Consider the following 16736-nt stretch of genomic DNA (forward strand, 5'->3'; position numbering starts at 1 on the left):
ACCCTGGGTAGCGTAAGCTAGTCGTTATATTGGCCTAAAGGCCTATTGTCCTACGTTTTTTTGGCCAAATGTGGCCCCGGCAGTCGAGGTGATGGATGGATTACGTTGCGAGTGAAGAGAGTCGGCAAGACCTTTTGAAGCAGCTTTTTGAGCGCTTGGAAGCGCGGCTGGAACCGGACCGAGCAACGGCGATATCAGCGTTTGCACGACGATTTTACGCAAGCGTGCCGGTAGAGGATCTTATCGATCGTCGCCTGGATGACCTGTACGGCGCCACGCTATCCATTTGGCAGTTTCTACAGCACCACGATGCCCAACGCCCTAAAGTGCGCGTGTTTAATCCTGATTTTGAAGAAAACGGCTGGCAGTCGACCCATACCTTTGTGGCGATATTGCATGAGGATATGCCGTTTCTGGTCGACTCGGTGCGCATTGAGCTGAATCGCCGCGGTCTTACCGTGCATGCGATCCAGAACTCCGTGTTTGCCGTTGCCCGCAATGAACAGAACCAGCTGCAGGCGTTGGCCTCACCCCGCGACGCTAACGCGCCTGAAGCGCGTGAGTCACTGATCGTAATTGAAGTTGATCGTCATACTGACCCTGAAGCGCTTTCCAATATCGAAAAGCAGCTGCATCAGGTACTGCGCGATGTGCGCACGGCGGTGAGCGATTACGACGCGATCTGTGGGCAAATCACCGCCACGATCCAAGAGCTTGAAAAAAACTGCCCGCCACAGATTGACCCCGATGACCACGAAGAAGCCATTGCCTTCTTAGAGTGGCTGGTGAAAGATAATTTCACCTTCCTGGGATACGACGAATACCTGCTTGAAGGTAGTGAGCTGCAGCGCGACCCCAACAGCCTCTTAGGCGTGTTCCGCCTGGACGAGCCGCGCTACGATGAGCGCATTCGTTCTGAAGAAGGCATTGATGAGCACGGTAACTACGAGCTGGTGCCTCAACTGCTCTCGTTTGCCAAAAGCGCCCACCACTCGCGGGTACATCGGCCTACCTATCCTGACTACATCACCGTGGATCGTTACGACGATGACGGCAATGTCATCGGTGAACGCCGCTTCTTCGGCCTGTTTACCTCAACGGTATACAACGAGTCGCCGCGCAATATCCCGCTGCTGCGCCGCAAGCTTAAAGCCGTGATGGATATCGCCGGATTTAATCCCCAGGGGCATAACGGTAAGCAGCTTTTACAAGTGCTTGAAGTCTATCCTCGCGATGATCTATTTCAGATCAGCACGGAGTCGCTGGCACATACTGCGCTGGGCATTCTCGATATTCGCGAACGTCGTCAGGTACGCCTGTTTATCCGTGCCGATGTTAGCGGCAAGTTTTACTCGTGCTTGGTGTTCGTTCCGCGTGATGTCTTTTCAACCGATTTGCGCCAGCGTATTCAGAACCTGCTGTGTGACGAGCTTGATGCTCACTTTGGCGATTTCAACACCTACCTGTCTGAGTCGGTGCTGGCGCGTATCCAGCTGATTTTACGTTTCAACGGCAGTGCGCCAAGCCAGTTCGACCTTAAACGCCTGGAAAGCAAGGTTGCCCGCCTCGCGCGTAGCTGGCGCGATGAGCTGATGGCCGCCATGGTAGAAGGGTTTGGGGAAGAGAGCGCCAATCACCAAATGGAGCAGTTCCAGAATGCGTTTTCAGCAAGCTATCGTGAAGATTTTACCGCGCGTACGGCGGTATTTGATGTCCAGCATCTGCTAACGCTCAATAACGGTGATGATCTATCACTGTCGCTTTATCGGCCGTTAGAAGAGAAGGGCAGTGGGGTTAATCTCAAGCTGTACCACCGTGGCTCACAGATTCCGCTTTCTGATGTGCTACCGATGATGGAAAACCTGGGCCTACGGGTTATTGGTGAGCGCCCCTACGAAATTAATGCCCCCGAGCAGCGCTACTGGATTCATGACTTTGAGCTTGAACATGGCAATAAAGATGTCAGCCTGGGCGAAATGCGTGAAACCTTCAGTGAAGCCTTCAAGCGTATCTGGGCGGGCGAGGCCGATAACGACGCCTTCAACCGGCTGATCATTGCCGCTGGGTTGGATTGGCATGAAGTGGCGATGCTACGTGGCTACGCGCGCTATCTTAAGCAGATCCGCTTTGGTATGTCGCAACATTACATCGCGGCGACACTGGCTAACTATCCGGCGATTACCCAAGAACTGGTCGAAATGTTCCGTTTGCGCTTCGATCCCACGCTTATCTCTCATGATACCGACGAGTGTGTGGCGCGGCTTAATGAACACCTGGAAGCGGTGGCCAGCCTTAACGATGACCAGCTGTTACGTCGCTTTATGGAGCTTATCCAGGCAACACTGCGTACCAATTATTACCAGCGTGCAGAGAGTGGCCGTGTTAAAGACTACATCGCCTTTAAATTAGAGCCTTCCAAGGTCACTGGAATGCCCAAGCCGCGGCCGATGTTCGAAATTTTCGTCTGCTCGCCGCGGGTGGAAGGTGTTCACCTGCGTGGCGGCAAGGTCGCCCGGGGTGGCTTGCGCTGGTCTGATCGCCACGAAGATTTCCGTACCGAAGTACTCGGCCTGGTAAAAGCTCAGCAGGTTAAAAACGCGGTGATCGTGCCGGTCGGCGCCAAGGGCGGTTTCGTGTGTAAACGGATGCCGGAAAACGCTGACCGCGAAACCCAGCAGAAAGAAGGCATCGCCTGTTATAAAATTTTTATCCGTGCACTTTTGGATGTCACTGATAATCTGGACGGTGGTGACGTTGTGCCACCTGAAAATGTCGTGCGCCACGATGAGGATGATGCCTATCTGGTGGTGGCTGCCGATAAAGGCACCGCCACGTTCTCAGATATCGCGAATGAAATCTCTATTGAATACGGTCACTGGCTGGGCGATGCGTTTGCTTCCGGCGGCGCTAACGGCTATGACCATAAGAAAATGGGCATTACCGCACGCGGTGCCTGGCAGTCGGTTAAGCGCCACTTTAAGAACCTGGGTATCGACACCCAGCAAGATCTGTTCAGCGTGGTAGGCGTAGGCGATATGGCTGGCGACGTGTTCGGTAACGGCATGCTGCTGTCTGATAAGATTCAATTGGTCGGGGCTTTCAACCATCTGCATATCTTTGTGGACCCCAACCCCGATGCCGAAGCAGCGTTCGCCGAACGTACCCGGCTCTTTAATCTGCCGCGTTCCAGCTGGGAAGACTACAGTGTCGAGCTGATTTCTCAGGGCGGCGGTATCTTTAGCCGCAGTGCCAAATCGATTGCGATTTCCCCCGAAATGCAGCAGGTGTTTGGTATTCAGGAAGAACGCCTGTCGCCCAATGAACTCATTCGCGCCATGCTTCAATCCAAGGTGGATTTGATCTGGAACGGCGGTATCGGCACCTATGTGAAAAGCTCGGATGAAACCGATGCTGACGTGGGCGATAAGGCCAACGATGCGCTGCGCATTAACGGCGCTGACCTCAACTGCCGCGTGGTAGGTGAGGGCGGTAACCTGGGCCTTACCCAGCGTGGGCGGATGGAAGCCGCCGCCAACGGCGTGCGCGTTTATACCGACTTTATCGATAATGCGGGCGGCGTAAACTGCTCTGACCACGAGGTCAATATTAAGATATTGATTGATGACGTGGTCAAGCGTGGCGATATGACCGAGAAGCAGCGTAATGAACTGCTTGCCGAAATGACCGATGAAGTGGCCGATCTGGTGATTTTGGATAACTATCGCCAAGCGCAGGCGCTAGATCTTTCGGAGATTCTTTCTCTCCAGGGTATCGGACCGTATCGCCGCTTTATTAGTGAGCTGGAGGCCGCAGGCCAAATTGATCGTGAACTTGAGTTCCTGCCCACCGATGACGTATTAAAAGAGCGTGCCAGTAATCAGCAGGGAATGCGCTTGCCTGAACTTTCGGTGCTGATTTCCTACGCCAAAAGCACGCTTAAAGGTGATCTGATTACCTCTGATGTGCCTGATGATACGTATATTCATCGCCACCTTGAGCGGTTGTTCCCGTCGGTCTTGACCGAGCGCTATCAGCCAGAAATGTATGAGCACCGCCTGAAGCGCGAGATTGTGGCTACGCAAGTTGCCAATGATCTGGTCGATCATATGGGCATCGTGTTTGTCCGCCGGTTAAGAGACTCCACTGGTGCAGGCCGGGCCGATATCGCGCGTAACTACGTGATTGCCCGCGACAGCTTTAACTTGCTTTCTCTATGGGCACAGATTGAAGCCCTGGATAATCAAGTGCCAAGCAAAGTACAGCACTCGATGATGCTGGATCTCATGCGTTTGATTCGCCGTTCGACACGCTGGTTCCTGCGCCAGCATCTGGGGCTTTCCACGCAAGACACGATCGAGTATTTCGGTCCTCGCTTGGCGCAGTTGCAAGAAGACATGGGTGAGCTGTTAAGCGGTGAAGAGCTGGATGCATGGCGTCTTCGTCGTAATGAGCTGCAGGAAGCAGGTGTGCCTGAAGCGCTGGCCTCAACGGTTGCGGGAGCCCCTAACCTGTATGCTGGGCTGGGTATTATTCAGGCTGCGCGGATTACCAGCGAGAAGCCCCAGCGAGTAGCCGAGGTGTTCTACGAAATCGGCAGCCGCCTGGAGCTACCCTGGATGAGCCAGCAGGTCACGCAGCTTGAAGTGCGTGACGCGTGGCAAGTACAGGCGCGGGAAACCTTCCGCGATGATATCGACCGTCAGCAGCTGGCGCTTACCACCAGCGTGCTGAAACTTGAAGCCGGCAGTCGTGACACTCAAGAGCGTGTGGATCAGTGGCTTGAGCAGCACGATCACCTGCATAACCGCTGGCGCCGTTTGCTTGAAGAAGTGCGCGGTGGCAGTGAAGGTGGGTTTGCGCTGTTTGCGGTAGCCGTGCGCGAGTTGGTAGACCTTGCTGAAAGCGACAGCGAAGCCTGAGCGCCACGGCGTTAGCTAGGTTAAACGCTTAAGCGCTGTAAATAAGCGTTGTGAAAAAAAGTAACCGTGCCTGGGCAATCCAGGCACGGTTTTTTTAGGCCTTTACCACCGGTAATTGTTGTGTGCCGTGCGCCAAAAGGGCAGTTTGCGCTATACTCGGCGCCGCTCAGCACCGCTCACCTTCAAAAGAGATTTAGTCGATGTACTCACTTGCACGCTCGCTGCTCTTTCGTATTGACCCTGAAACCTCGCACGGATTGGCTTTAGGGACGTTAGACGCCTTGCATCGCGTGGGTGGCGTAGCGCCACTGGTGGGTAAGTCGATCGGCGATCCGGTCGAACTGATGGGACTGCGATTTGCCAACCGCGTGGGGTTAGCCGCAGGACTTGATAAAGATGCCGACCATCTTGACGCGCTGGGCGCGCTAGGTTTCGGGTTTGTCGAAGTAGGCACCGTGACGCCCAAAGCGCAGCCGGGTAACCCTAAGCCACGCCTGTTTCGTTTGGCCGGCCATGACGCTATCATCAACCGCTTTGGGTTTAACAACAAAGGCGTTGAGCATCTAGTGGCGCAGGTTAAAAAGCGCCATTATCAGGGCGTGGTAGGGATCAATATCGGCAAAAATCTCAGCACCGCTGTGGACAATGCCCTGGATGACTATCTGATCTGCTTGGACGCTGTTCACTCGGTAGCCGACTATATTACGGTGAATATTTCCTCGCCCAATACGCCAGGGCTACGCACGCTGCAGTTTGGTGAGCAATTGGATGGCTTGCTCGGGCCAATTCGTGAGCGCAGCCGGGCCCTGGACGCGCAAGCTGAGCGCAAGGTGCCGCTATTAATTAAGATTGCACCGGATATGAGCGAAGAGGAAGTTGCGCTGGTGGCAGAAAGCATCGCCCGCAATGAGCTGGATGGCGTGATTGCCACCAACACGACCGTGTCCCGTGAAGCGGTGCAAAGCGACCCGCAGGCGAGTGAGGCGGGTGGGCTTTCTGGCAAGCCTGTTTTTGAGGCGTCTAACGTGGTCATTCGCCTGCTACGTCAGCATTTGCCAACGCTTCCGATTATCGGCGTAGGCGGCATTGATAGCGCGGAAGCTGCGAAGGCCAAGATAGCGGCGGGCGCTGACTTGATTCAGCTCTACTCGGGGCTTATTTATCAAGGACCCAAACTGGTCAATGAGTGTGCCCGTGCGTTAAAGGCGCATTAATTTTTCAGCGTGAATTAAAAAATGCGCATTAAAAAAACATGAGCTAAAAAGCCCGCTGAAACGCGGGCTCCATGTTCCAAAATGAAAATTAAGGAATATATAAATTGCTAGGTCATGACAAGGGGGTTTTTGTGGATACCGGAAATGCCGGTCATTCCGTCCCACTGGTCTCCGCGACCTTCACGCCAACCGCTCATCCAGTATTCGCGTAAATTGACATCTTGACTGGGACAATCATCACGGGAACGGCCGATAACACCTGCTTTATACCCGTGAACATAGGCCCGCTGGAAGCGGTCACGTTTTTGTCGTTTCATTGGCTAACCTCTTTTCATGAAAGCCTTTAAAAAGAAATAGTGCACTATGCCTTTGGCGTTAGGCCCCTATTTCGAGAGCTGACTTCAAGAGCAGGCTGCCAGCCGTGCGCTAATGTCTAGCACTCACGAGCTGAACCGGCTAGGCGGCAACCAAAACAAGCCTTTAGTCCATTAATGACCCGTTAGTCTATTAATGACCAAGACAAGCAACGCATGCGTTTTCAGTAGCTACTCTTTTATTCTTAGATCATGATGGGGGCACTTGTCGACCCCCAAATTGTCATAAGATGTAAATACATTTGCCATATATAGGAATATCGCGCGGTTACGCGCTGCCATGACTATGACCGAAACGAGTCAAAACGCCCCCCTGAACCTGCTGGCGACTTGCCCTAAAGGCATTGAAGGCCTGCTGGCCGATGAGCTGGCAGCGCTAGGCGCGACGCCTGGAAAAACCACCGTGGCCGGCGTGTACTTTACCGCCAGCCAAGCCATCGCCTACCGTGTATGCCTGTGGTCACGCCTTGCCAACCGGATAATTCTGCAGCTGGTTCGCGAGCCGATGATTGAAACGCCGGAGCAACTACGCGACGTGGTTGCCCGCATTGCCTGGACCCAGCACTTGGCGGTTGGCAAAACCCTGGCGGTGGATTTTCATGGCCGCAGTGATCACATTCGCCATACTCGATTTGGCGCCCAAACGGTAAAAGATGGCGTGGTGGACGCGCTACAGCTTGCCGGGCAGGAGCGTCCTTCCATCGATACCAAAACGCCGGATTTGCGTCTCTACGCACATCTGCATCGCGCCAACCTGACCATCGGCATCGACCTTTCGGGGGAGAGCTTGCACCGCCGGGGATATCGTCGTGATGTCGGCCATGCGCCGCTCAAGGAAAACCTCGCGGCAGCGTTGCTGATCCGTGCTGGCTGGCCCGAGCGGGCGAAAGCCGGCGAGCCGTTGATCGATCCGCTGTGTGGTGCCGGCACGCTGCTGATTGAAGCCGCACTGATGGCCGCCGACCAGGCGCCGAACCTGGACCGTGAACGGTTCGGTTTCAAGGGCTGGGCCGGGCACGATGAGACGCTTTGGCTTGAGCAGAAGCGTGAGGCTGAAGCACGCGCCTCGATTGGTCGCAAGCGGTGTAAAACCCAGCTGTTGGGTTTTGACCAAAGCCCGGCGGCGCTATCGGCTGCAAAAACCAACGCGATGCGCGCAGGTATTCCGGCACTTATCACTCTGCACGGGCAGGGCCTTGCTCAGTTGACTCGCCCCGAAACGCTATCGGCAGAACGCGGGCTTCTGATCACTAACCCGCCTTACGGTGAGCGGTTGGGCGAGCTGCCCGAGCTTGTGCGCCTGTATTCCCAGCTGGGTGAAAAAGCCAAAGCGCTGTTTCCTGGCTGGACACTGGCGATGTTTACCGGCAATCCCGACTTAGGACACCGGCTGGGCTTGCGGGCGCACAAGCAGTATGCGCTTAAAAACGGCGCGCTGGATGCCAAGCTGTTGCTGATGGATATTGGTGTGCCAGCGACGGATAGCGGCGCTCAGGCGGAAGCGGAAGTTAAGGGTGTTGATACGCCGCCTAAAACAGCGCCTGCCGTGTCTGAAAACGCGCAGATGTTCGCCAACCGGCTGGGCAAAAACCAGAAACGCCTCAAAAAGTGGCTAAAGCAGAGCGGTGAAACCTGTTATCGGATCTATGATGCCGATATGCCCGAGTTTGCGCTGGCGATTGACCGCTACGGCGACCGCGTACACGTTCAGGAGTACGCCGCACCTAGCTCTATCAATCCAGCTCAGGCTCAAAAGCGCCTGTTTGATGCGCTGGAAGTGCTGCCTGATGCGTTAGGCGTTGACCCCAGCAAGGTGTATATCAAACGCCGTGAGCGGCAAACCGGCACTGCCCAGTACCAAAAGCGTGAGGCCAGCGGTGAGCGTTTTGAAGTGCGTGAAGGCGATGCGCGGCTATGGGTCAACCTGCGCGATTACCTGGATACAGGGCTGTTCCTGGATCACCGGCCGGTACGCCGTATGCTGGGCGAAATGGCCCGCGGCAAGCGCTTTTTGAACCTGTTCTGCTATACCGCCACGGCCACCGTTCAGGCAGCCTTGGGCGGCGCCAGCGACAGCGTCAGCGTCGATATGTCCAACACTTACCTTGAGTGGGCGAAGGATAACTTTACCCTGAACAAGCTCGATCTACGCCTTCACCGCGTGGTACGCGATGACTGTTTCCGCTGGCTGGAAACCGCCGACGCCGAGTTTGATCTGATCTTTATGGATCCGCCGACGTTCTCCAACTCAAAGAAAATGCGCGATACGCTGGATATACAGCGTGACCATCCGCGCCTGGTGGAACTGGCCATGGCCCGGCTCGCCCCAGGTGGCACATTGGTGTTCTCGAACAACCAGCGTCGCTTCAAGCTTGATGACGCGCTTAGCCAGCACTACGCGGTAGAAGAGATCACCTCGCGCACCTTTGATCCAGACTTTCAGCGGCGCACCAACATGCACCACGTGTTCCTGCTGCGTCACCGCCGCTAGAACGTAAAGGCTTGCGGCAGTGATTTCACTTACGCTGTACACCACCCTGGGTTGCCATCTGTGCACCCAGGTGGAAGCCTTGCTGTCAGCGCTTGCCAATCAACCGGTAGCGCTTAAGCGCGTGGAGATCAGCGAGCATGCGGCCTTGCTTGAGCGCTACGGTGAGCTTATTCCGGTGGTGGTGGATAGCCAGGGCAGGGAGCTGACACGTGGATTTGAAGTGGCGCGTATGAGCGATTGGCTAGGCGAGCGCGGCTGGCTTGATGAGCACGCGCTCGCGTCGTTGATGGCGCCTGAAGATTCGCCGCCAAAAGGCATGCGCCTGCATAACGGGCGGCGTTTTCTGGGTTAGTGAGTACTCAGCCCGCTGGGTTTACGCAGGCGTGCTTAAACCTGGCTTAAAAAATAGTGCTTAGAGCAGATCCAGCAGCGAAAGCTGACGCATGGCTTCCTGGCCTTCCGGGGTGTGGTCATCAACGTCCAGCACCTTATGAAAACCGCGCGACTTTTGAATCGTCGTCTCATCTTCCAGCCACATCTGAGCCTGCTCAAGGGTGTCGGCCAGTTGGTGCTTTAAACCGCCAAACTGGGTGCCGATTTGCCCCCAGGCACGACTGAAGATCCAGTCGCCAAACATGTCTTGATGAATATGAACCAGCACATAGTCATGGTCGGTTTCCCACCTAACGATCACAAGCTTACTCCATTGATTGTTCTTAACGCTGGCCTGCCCATGAGGCACTCCCTGTCCCAAATACGATTCTCAAATACCGTTCCTAAATGCCGTTCCCAAATGCTGTTCCCAAATACCATTTCCCAATTCGGTGTGGCGGGCGGTATTGTAAAGCTCGTTATCGCAAACGACCATGTCTGGCGATAAATAGCCTGGGTCTGACTGTAAATAGGCCTGACTGAAATAGATCTGTTTGTCCTGGGGCTTATAAGGATACCGCTGTGAAGCTGATTGTAGATGCCAACATACCCGCCGCCGAGCGCTGCTTTGGTGATTTTGGCTCACTGACCCGCGTGCCGGGGCGTGAGATAAACGCTGAGCACGTCAAAGACGCCGATGCGCTGATCGTTCGCTCCATCACCCAGGTAAATGCCGCGCTGCTTGCCGAGAGCCCGGTACGCTTTGTCGGCACCTGTACGATTGGCACTGACCACATCGACCATGCCGTACTTGCCGAACAGGGCATTGGCTTTGCAAGCGCCCCTGGCTGCAATGCCGAAGCCGTGGTGGACTACGTGCTAAGCAGCCTGCTAACGCTTGCTGAGCGCGATGGCTGGTCGCTTCTGACGCGCACCGTCGGCGTTGTCGGCGTGGGCAATGTGGGCAGCCGTTTGTTGGCGCGGCTAACGGCGTTGGGGATTAAAACGCTGGCCTGTGATCCGCCCAGAGCGGAGCAGGAAGGCGAGCAGGGCTTTGAGTCGTTGGATACGCTGATTGACCGCTGCGATATTCTTTGCCTGCACACGCCGCTGGTAGCGCAGGGGCCGCATGCCACCTATCAGCTGCTTGATGCTCAGCGGATCAACGAGCTGGCCCCCGGCACCGTATTGTTGAATGCAGGGCGGGGCGACTGTGTCGATGGGCTGGCACTGCGCAGCCGCTTAACGGGTAAAGGTGATATTGCCGTCGTTTTGGATGTATGGGAGAGCGAGCCTGAAATCGATGCGAGTTTGCGTGACCTGGTAGCGCTCGCGACTCCGCATATTGCCGGGCATAGCCTGGATGGCAAACTGCGCGGCACCTGGATGATTCAGCAGTCGCTCGCCAGCCATCTTGGCCTTGCCAGTCAGGTGGCGTTTGCCGATATTTGCCCGCCGCCAGCCTTGGCGTCGCTGCATTTGCAGGATGCGCTACCCGTTGAGGATGCCCTGCGTGTGTGCATGCGCGCGGTATACGATGTACGCCGGGATCACGATAGCCTGCAGCGTCAGGTACTCAAGCAGGGTGTTAGGCAGGGTTTTGATACCTGCCGGGCGAACTACCCGCTGCGCCGCGAGTTTGCAACGCTTGGCATAACGCTATCTGGTGGCGCGTTAGCCCTTGAAAGCATACTGCGTGGAGCAGGTTTTAATATACTCACAATGTGACGTCTGTATGCATACAAGTATTGTTGCCCGGCGCTGAGAGCAGCGTCGCTCGATACGGTATATGACTGATTGGCGATAAACGATTTCAGATGAAAGCGCGGCTGAGGAGTGGTAAAAGTAACTTATATCAATAAATAACTAAATTTAGTACAACCGGGCATGGGACATTAAATGACTAATTTACCGACTGGTTTACCGATAGATTTACCGACAGAGGCCATCGGCAGCATACCGCGCTCTGAAACGTTGATGCAGGCACAGCGTCAGTACGATGCAGGACAAATTGATGCGGCGGCCATGAACGCTTTTTATGATGAAGCCGTTCAACAGACGATACGCGAGCTGGAAAATACAGGGTCTCGCATTATTACTGATGGTGAGCAACGCAAGACGCATAGCTTTGCTACCTATTCAGTGGAAGGCGGTAAAAACTTTGCTCCTGATGGCCTCGAAATACCTTTCAGTGATGGTCATGTACGCCGATTGCCGCGCTTGACTGCAGGGCCTTTTCGCTACGCTTTATCCGCAGCAGAAACCCTGCCGATGGCTAAGCAGTATACTCAGCTGCCCATGAAGCAAGCCATTATTTCTGTGTCGGCACTAAGCTTGTTTTATCCTTCAGAGGCCATTGCTGGCTATAGCCGTGAAGCTTTTTTGGACGACTTGATTGACGAGCAGGAAAAAGAGATACGCGGCTGCTTCGCCGCCGGTGCACAAAAGGTGCAGATCGATTTTACGGAGGGGCGGTTGGCTCTTAAGCTCGATCCAAGCGGCAGTGTACTCAACAGCTTTATCGAGCTGAATAACCGGGTTCTGGCGCGGCTCACCGATGCCGAGCGCCAGTCCATTGGCATCCATACTTGTCCTGGCGCCGACCATGACGCCACGCATAGCGCCGATGTGGATTACGCTGAACTTCTTCCCAGCCTCTTTGAACTCAATGCCGGCAGTTTCTATATTGCCATGGCCGCGGAAGCAGACCCTGAACGTGGATTAAAAATCGTCGCCCGCTATCTGAAACCATGGCAGCGCGCGTTTATCGGGGTTATTGATGTCAATAACCCCGATATTGAAACACCTGAAGAGGTTTGCGCTCGCATAATGCAGGCGGCACGCTACATACCCTTGGAGCAGCTAGGCACCACCGATGATTGCGGATTTTCACCGTTCTGTGATGACATCTCTACATCTCGGGCAACCGCTTTTGCAAAAATTAAAGCACGCGTGGAGGGGACAGCGATGGCAGTAGAGCAACTGGCATCGCAAAATGGCGTGCTGCATGGATAAAGCGCCCTTCACCCAAAGCGTAGCCATTTTCGATGCAAGCGAGCGCCTGGTCGACTGGAGCGCGGGGTTCGGCGAAGAGTTTGCGGATGCCGCATCCATCTTGAGCCAGGGCATCAGCGCACGGGATATTTACGCTATGTGCCTGCTACCAGAGCGAGCGCTGGATCTTTCCTGGGCATCAGGCGGCACCCCACCGCCTGTTTTTGAATATATCAATAACCGGCGCTCTATCGCGGTCGAGCAACACCTGGGTGCCAATGGCTATGTTTTTCGTATTGCTCAAAGCACTCAGGCCACGCCTCAGCTTCACCCTTCCATGCTTGATGAAAGCGCTGAACTGCTGCGCTCAGCCGCGTTGCAAATTTCAGCCGCGGTACTTAAACGCCGTGAACAGGAAACCCATCGCCTGCATGAGCTTGCGCTCACAGACGGCCTGACAGGCATCGCCAACCGACGCTACTTCGATGAATTGCTTGATATTGAATGGCAGCGTTGTAAAAAAAGCCGACTACCCCTTTCGACCATTTTCATCGATATCGATTTTTTTAAACGCTATAACGATTTTTACGGACATCTAAGTGGAGATGTATGTCTAAAAATCATTGCCTCGACGCTAAGGGCCAATTTGCACCGTCCAAGAGATCTTGTGGCACGCTATGGTGGCGAAGAGTTTACCTGTTTATTGCCAGAAACCGACCTGCGCGATGCTGCTCATAAAGCCGCAGAACTTGAGAAGGCCATTAGAGCGCTGGCTATTCCGCATGGAAAATCAGAGGCCGCATCCATTGTGACCATTAGTCTGGGCGTTTCCACGGCGCAGTGCATTATGGGCGATGATTCGTCGGTGCTGATAAGAGCTGCTGATCAATTACTTTACGATGCCAAGGCAGCCGGAAGGGGGTGTGTACGCTCGGCGCTTTGCACATCCATGGGTTAGCCGTATCGGGCTTGTGTACGGAAAAGTACATCAAAAAGTGGATAGTAAAGCGTTGCAACGTGGCAATCTCAGCCTGCAATAGCAGGGCAGTATCGAGATCGCCACGTGATATTGGCTAATTAAGACTTACTGGCGATAAGCCGCTTCTTTCAGCGCCCGAATACGCTCATCTAGCGGCGGGTGACTAGCAAACAGCTGCTCAAGCAACGAGCGCGTCTGGCCTTTGGTGATCGCCATGGCACGCATGGTGTCAGGCATTTGGTCCGGCAGTTCGGTTTCCGCTTTCAGCCGGGCGAGGGCGTTCACCATGGAGCCCGTACCTGCTAACCGAGCACCAGCTTCGTCGGCACGGTATTCGCGGTAGCGTGAGAACCACGCAACGATAGCCGAAGCCACAATTCCAAATACAATTTCCGCAACAATGACTACCGCGAAGTAGCCCATAAAGCCCAGACCGCCTTCGCCGCCGCTACGGCTTTTAAGAAAACCATCCACCAGCTGAGCCACCACGCGGGCAAAGAACATTACAAAGGTGTTTACCACGCCCTGAATCAGCGCCAGCGTTACCATGTCGCCATTGGCCACGTGGCCAATTTCGTGGGCAAGCACCGCGCGCACCTCGTCAGGGCGCATCCGGTTTAAAAGCCCGGCTGACACCGCCACCAGCGCGTCATCCTTATTCCAGCCCGTAGCAAAGGCGGGGCAGGGAAGATGCCTACCTCGGGCGTTTTAATGCCTGCCTCGCGGGAGAGCTCTGCCACCGTATCTACCAGCCACTGCTCGGTGGCGTTGGAGGGAGACTCAATAATTACCGTGCCGGTACTACGTTTCGCCATCCATTTGGAAATAAACAGCGAGATCAGCGAGCCGACCATGCCGAAGATAAAGCAGAAGATCAGCAGGCTGGTAAAGTTGATTCCCTGGCTGCGTAAGTAACCCTCAACGCCAAACAGGCGCAGCGTAATACTGGCGACAAGCAGCACCGCCAGGTTGGTGGCTAAAAACAGCACAATTCGCATCATGGTGCAGGTTCTCCGTAAGAGGTCATCAATGCGTTACCGGGTTTTCAAGCCCTAGAATGCTTGTTTAGATACGTACACTTCATGGCAGTTTCAAGTCACAGCGCGCTTTATTGGCGGTAGCGCGACAGGAAATTAGCGAATCTGTCCAGAGCGTCGCCTAGCTGGTCGGCCCAGGGCAACGTCACGATGCGCACGTGATCGGGTTCCGGCCAGTTAAACGCCGTGCCCTGCACCAGCAGAATCTTCTCCTGCAAAAGCAGGTCCAGCACCAGTTTCTGGTCATCCTGAATATTGAAGACCTTGGGATCTAGGCGCGGAAACGCATAGAGCGCGCCTTTCGGCTTGACGCAGGATACCCCAGGGATGGCATTGAGCTTCTCCACCGTGATATCGCGCTGAGCCAATAAGCGGCCACCCGGCAGAATTAAATCATTGATGGACTGGTAACCACCCAGCGCCGTTTGAATCGCATGCTGGGCAGGTACGTTGGCGCACAGACGCATGGAGGCCAGCATGGTCAGGCCCTGAATAAAGTCTTTGGCGCGCTGTTTGGCAGTCGTGCCGGAAATCGTCATCCAGCCGGAGCGAAAGCCCGCGCAGCGGTAGCTTTTCGACAGCCCGTTCATGGTAATCACCAACTGGTCATCGTCTGCCAGGGCGCCGGTCGCGGTATGTTCTACGCCGTCATAAAGGATCTTGTCGTAGATCTCATCAGAGAACACTACTAGGTTGTGCTCTTTGGCCACGGCCAATACGTCGCGCACCACGGCCGGTGGATAAACTGCGCCGGTCGGGTTGTTGGGGTTAATCAACACAATCGCGCGGGTACGGCTGGTGATCTTGGTGCGGATATCGGCAATATCCGGGGTCCAGTCGGCCTGCTCATCGCATAAGTAATGCACCCCGTGACCACCTGAAAGGTGGGCGGCTGCAGTCCATAGCGGGTAGTCCGGCGCGGGGATCAGGACTTCATCGCCATCGTTTAATAGCGCCTGCATGCACATCACGATCAGCTCGGATACACCGTTGCCGATGTAAATATCTTCAATGCCAACGCCCGGAATTTCCTTGCGCTGGCACTCCTGCATGATCGCCTTGCGCGCCGAGTATAGGCCTTTGGAATCACAATAGCCCTGGGCGGTGGGCAAGTTGCGCATCACATCCTGCAAAATCTCTTCAGGTGCTTCAAACCCAAACGGTGCCGGGTTGCCAATATTAAGCTTTAAAATCCGCTGGCCTTCATCTTCCAGCCGTTTGGCGTGGTCAAGAACCGGGCCACGGATGTCGTAGCAGACGTTATGCAGCTTGTGGGATTTTTTTAGCATCTGGGGAGGCGCTTGAAGCTGAGAGGTTTCCATGTGTGATTTATCCAAGAGTGTCCAAAGGCCGTGCGACGGCACCGGTCGGTTTGCTCATTATGCGTCGGAAAGTACTTGATTGTCTTCGTCGTTATGCACAATAGGCGGCGGAATATCGTTAGGCGTTTCAAGCGTCAGGCGGCCAAGCTTGCCATCACGCAGTTCGTGGAGCAGCACTTCGGCACCACGGTGCAAATCCACTTCGCCGCCCGCGCGTAGACCGCCCCGTTTACCGGCAATTTCTTTCAAAATGGCATGGCCATCAAACCCGGCAATCGCCAGGAAGTCCGGTTTTTTTGGCCCATCCGCATCGACTTCATTGCTAACCGGCGCCTCATAGGTGGGCAGGGCCTTTAGCTTATAGCGAGCGGTCAGCTCAGTGGGGTAGCGCTTGGCAAGCTCGGCGCTGGTCACAATCGCCACGTCGGTATACTCGATCGCGGTATCCCGAATAGCCCCGCTTGCCGCCAGCCGGTAGGCGCTTGCCTGGTCTTCAATTTTGGGCCACAGCACCCCAGGCGTATCAATCAACGCCACGCGCCCATCAATACGTACCTTTTGCTGGCGCTTGGTTACCGCCGGCTCGTTGCCGGTTTTAGCAATTTTTCGCCCAGCCAGGCCGTTAATCAGCGTGGATTTCCCCACGTTGGGAATGCCCATCACCATCACCCGAACGTCGCGGTCGGCGCGTACGGCACCTGCAAGCTCGTGGCAAAGCTTGGGGATTTTCTTGAGCTCACGGGTGTTGGTCGTGGTGATCGCAAGCGCTCGGGTATCGTCCTGGGCATCAAAAAACGCCACCCATTCGGCGGTGCGCTCAGGGTCGGCAAGGTCCGTCCGGGAGAGGATTTTCAGCACCGGCTTGTGCCGGGTCAGCTCGGCCAGCATCGGGTTGGCGCTGGAGTAGGGCAGGCGTGCGTCCAATACTTCAATGACCACGTCGATTTCCGGCAGCGCATCCTTTATCTGGCGGCGGGCCTTGTTCATATGTCCGGGGAACCAGCCGAGCATGAGTTTCTCCTACAAGCACAAAA

General features: G+C 55.2%; 11 protein-coding genes and 1 pseudogene. 7 read left to right on the forward strand and 5 right to left on the reverse strand.

Features of this window, described 5'->3' with window-relative positions:
• Nucleotides 1-95 precede the first annotated feature (95 nt).
• Entirely contained in the window at nucleotides 96-4919 is a 4824-nt protein-coding gene (locus tag ACT3XD_RS14600) for an NAD-glutamate dehydrogenase (RefSeq protein ID WP_192538943.1), read from the forward strand.
• 200 nt (nucleotides 4920-5119) lie between these two features.
• Nucleotides 5120-6133 carry a quinone-dependent dihydroorotate dehydrogenase gene (locus tag ACT3XD_RS14605; RefSeq protein ID WP_192538942.1) on the forward strand — a complete coding sequence of 338 codons (1014 nt, stop codon included), beginning with the start codon at nucleotides 5120-5122 and terminating at the stop codon, nucleotides 6131-6133.
• Nucleotides 6134-6240: 107 nt separating this feature from the next.
• Here ACT3XD_RS14605 and rmf read toward each other — a convergent pair whose 3' ends face one another.
• Nucleotides 6241-6450 carry a ribosome modulation factor gene (gene rmf, locus ACT3XD_RS14610; protein ID WP_192538941.1) on the reverse strand — a complete coding sequence of 70 codons (210 nt, stop codon included), beginning with the start codon at nucleotides 6448-6450 and terminating at the stop codon, nucleotides 6241-6243.
• A 343-nt stretch (nucleotides 6451-6793) separates the two neighbouring features.
• On the opposite strand from rmf, the gene rlmKL reads away from it, so the two are divergent.
• Together rlmKL and ACT3XD_RS14620 are read left to right on the forward strand one after the other, a co-directional pair.
• The gene (rlmKL, locus tag ACT3XD_RS14615; RefSeq protein ID WP_192538967.1) at nucleotides 6794-8998 is read left to right on the forward strand and encodes a bifunctional 23S rRNA (guanine(2069)-N(7))-methyltransferase RlmK/23S rRNA (guanine(2445)-N(2))-methyltransferase RlmL; all 2205 of its coding nucleotides are present in this window, start codon (nucleotides 6794-6796) and stop codon (nucleotides 8996-8998) included.
• Nucleotides 8999-9017: 19 nt separating this feature from the next.
• Nucleotides 9018-9350, forward strand: coding sequence for a glutaredoxin family protein (locus ACT3XD_RS14620; RefSeq protein ID WP_192538940.1), 333 nt, complete (start codon nucleotides 9018-9020; stop codon nucleotides 9348-9350).
• Nucleotides 9351-9410: 60 nt separating this feature from the next.
• On the opposite strand, the gene ACT3XD_RS14625 is transcribed toward ACT3XD_RS14620, so the two are convergent.
• Nucleotides 9411-9692, reverse strand: coding sequence for a hypothetical protein (locus ACT3XD_RS14625; protein WP_018916661.1), 282 nt, complete (start codon nucleotides 9690-9692; stop codon nucleotides 9411-9413).
• Between the two features lie 260 nt (nucleotides 9693-9952).
• Here ACT3XD_RS14625 and pdxB point away from each other — a divergent pair, with 260 nt between their 5' ends.
• From pdxB to ACT3XD_RS14640, 3 genes are all read left to right on the forward strand, one after another.
• Nucleotides 9953-11098, forward strand: coding sequence for a 4-phosphoerythronate dehydrogenase PdxB (pdxB, locus tag ACT3XD_RS14630; protein ID WP_192538939.1), 1146 nt, complete (start codon nucleotides 9953-9955; stop codon nucleotides 11096-11098).
• Nucleotides 11099-11269: 171 nt separating this feature from the next.
• Complete coding sequence (locus ACT3XD_RS14635) at nucleotides 11270-12385, forward strand: cobalamin-independent methionine synthase II family protein (protein WP_225736240.1); 1116 nt, start codon at nucleotides 11270-11272, stop codon at nucleotides 12383-12385.
• Nucleotides 12378-13322, forward strand: a complete 945-nt coding sequence (locus tag ACT3XD_RS14640) for a diguanylate cyclase (RefSeq protein WP_192538938.1) — start codon at nucleotides 12378-12380, stop codon at nucleotides 13320-13322. Before ACT3XD_RS14635 ends, ACT3XD_RS14640 begins: the two co-directional genes overlap by 8 nt.
• 126 nt (nucleotides 13323-13448) lie before the next feature.
• Here the strand turns inward: ACT3XD_RS14640 and htpX are convergent.
• The 3 genes and pseudogenes from htpX to ylqF all read right to left on the reverse strand — a co-directional run bounded on the left by htpX (nucleotide 13449) and on the right by ylqF (nucleotide 16713).
• Nucleotides 13449-14344: pseudogene (gene htpX, locus ACT3XD_RS14645) on the reverse strand (protease HtpX).
• A 107-nt stretch (nucleotides 14345-14451) separates the two neighbouring features.
• Nucleotides 14452-15702 carry a pyridoxal phosphate-dependent aminotransferase gene (locus ACT3XD_RS14650; protein WP_225736239.1) on the reverse strand — a complete coding sequence of 417 codons (1251 nt, stop codon included), beginning with the start codon at nucleotides 15700-15702 and terminating at the stop codon, nucleotides 14452-14454.
• 57 nt (nucleotides 15703-15759) lie between these two features.
• The gene (gene ylqF / locus ACT3XD_RS14655; protein WP_192538936.1) at nucleotides 15760-16713 is read right to left on the reverse strand and encodes a ribosome biogenesis GTPase YlqF; all 954 of its coding nucleotides are present in this window, start codon (nucleotides 16711-16713) and stop codon (nucleotides 15760-15762) included.
• Between the last annotated feature and the right edge of the window lie 23 nt (nucleotides 16714-16736).

It is taken from the genome of Halomonas sp. AOP7-B1-5 (assembly GCF_052353045.1).
GTDB classification, from domain to species: Bacteria; Pseudomonadota; Gammaproteobacteria; order Pseudomonadales; family Halomonadaceae; genus Vreelandella; species Vreelandella colorata.

What these genes read in the sequence shown, in the direction of transcription:
- ACT3XD_RS14600 (WP_192538943.1), top strand. Translation starts at nt 96, where the DNA reads ATGGATTACGTTGCGAGTGAAGAGAGTCGGCAAGACCTTTTGAAGCAG.
- ACT3XD_RS14605 (WP_192538942.1), top strand. Translation starts at nt 5,120, where the DNA reads ATGTACTCACTTGCACGCTCGCTGCTCTTTCGTATTGACCCTGAAACC.
- rmf (WP_192538941.1), bottom strand. Translation starts at nt 6,450, where the DNA reads ATGAAACGACAAAAACGTGACCGCTTCCAGCGGGCCTATGTTCACGGG.
- rlmKL (WP_192538967.1), top strand. Translation starts at nt 6,794, where the DNA reads ATGACCGAAACGAGTCAAAACGCCCCCCTGAACCTGCTGGCGACTTGC.
- ACT3XD_RS14635 (WP_225736240.1), top strand. Translation starts at nt 11,270, where the DNA reads ATGACTAATTTACCGACTGGTTTACCGATAGATTTACCGACAGAGGCC.
- ACT3XD_RS14640 (WP_192538938.1), top strand. Translation starts at nt 12,378, where the DNA reads ATGGATAAAGCGCCCTTCACCCAAAGCGTAGCCATTTTCGATGCAAGC.
- ACT3XD_RS14650 (WP_225736239.1), bottom strand. Translation starts at nt 15,702, where the DNA reads ATGGAAACCTCTCAGCTTCAAGCGCCTCCCCAGATGCTAAAAAAATCC.
- ylqF (WP_192538936.1), bottom strand. Translation starts at nt 16,713, where the DNA reads ATGCTCGGCTGGTTCCCCGGACATATGAACAAGGCCCGCCGCCAGATA.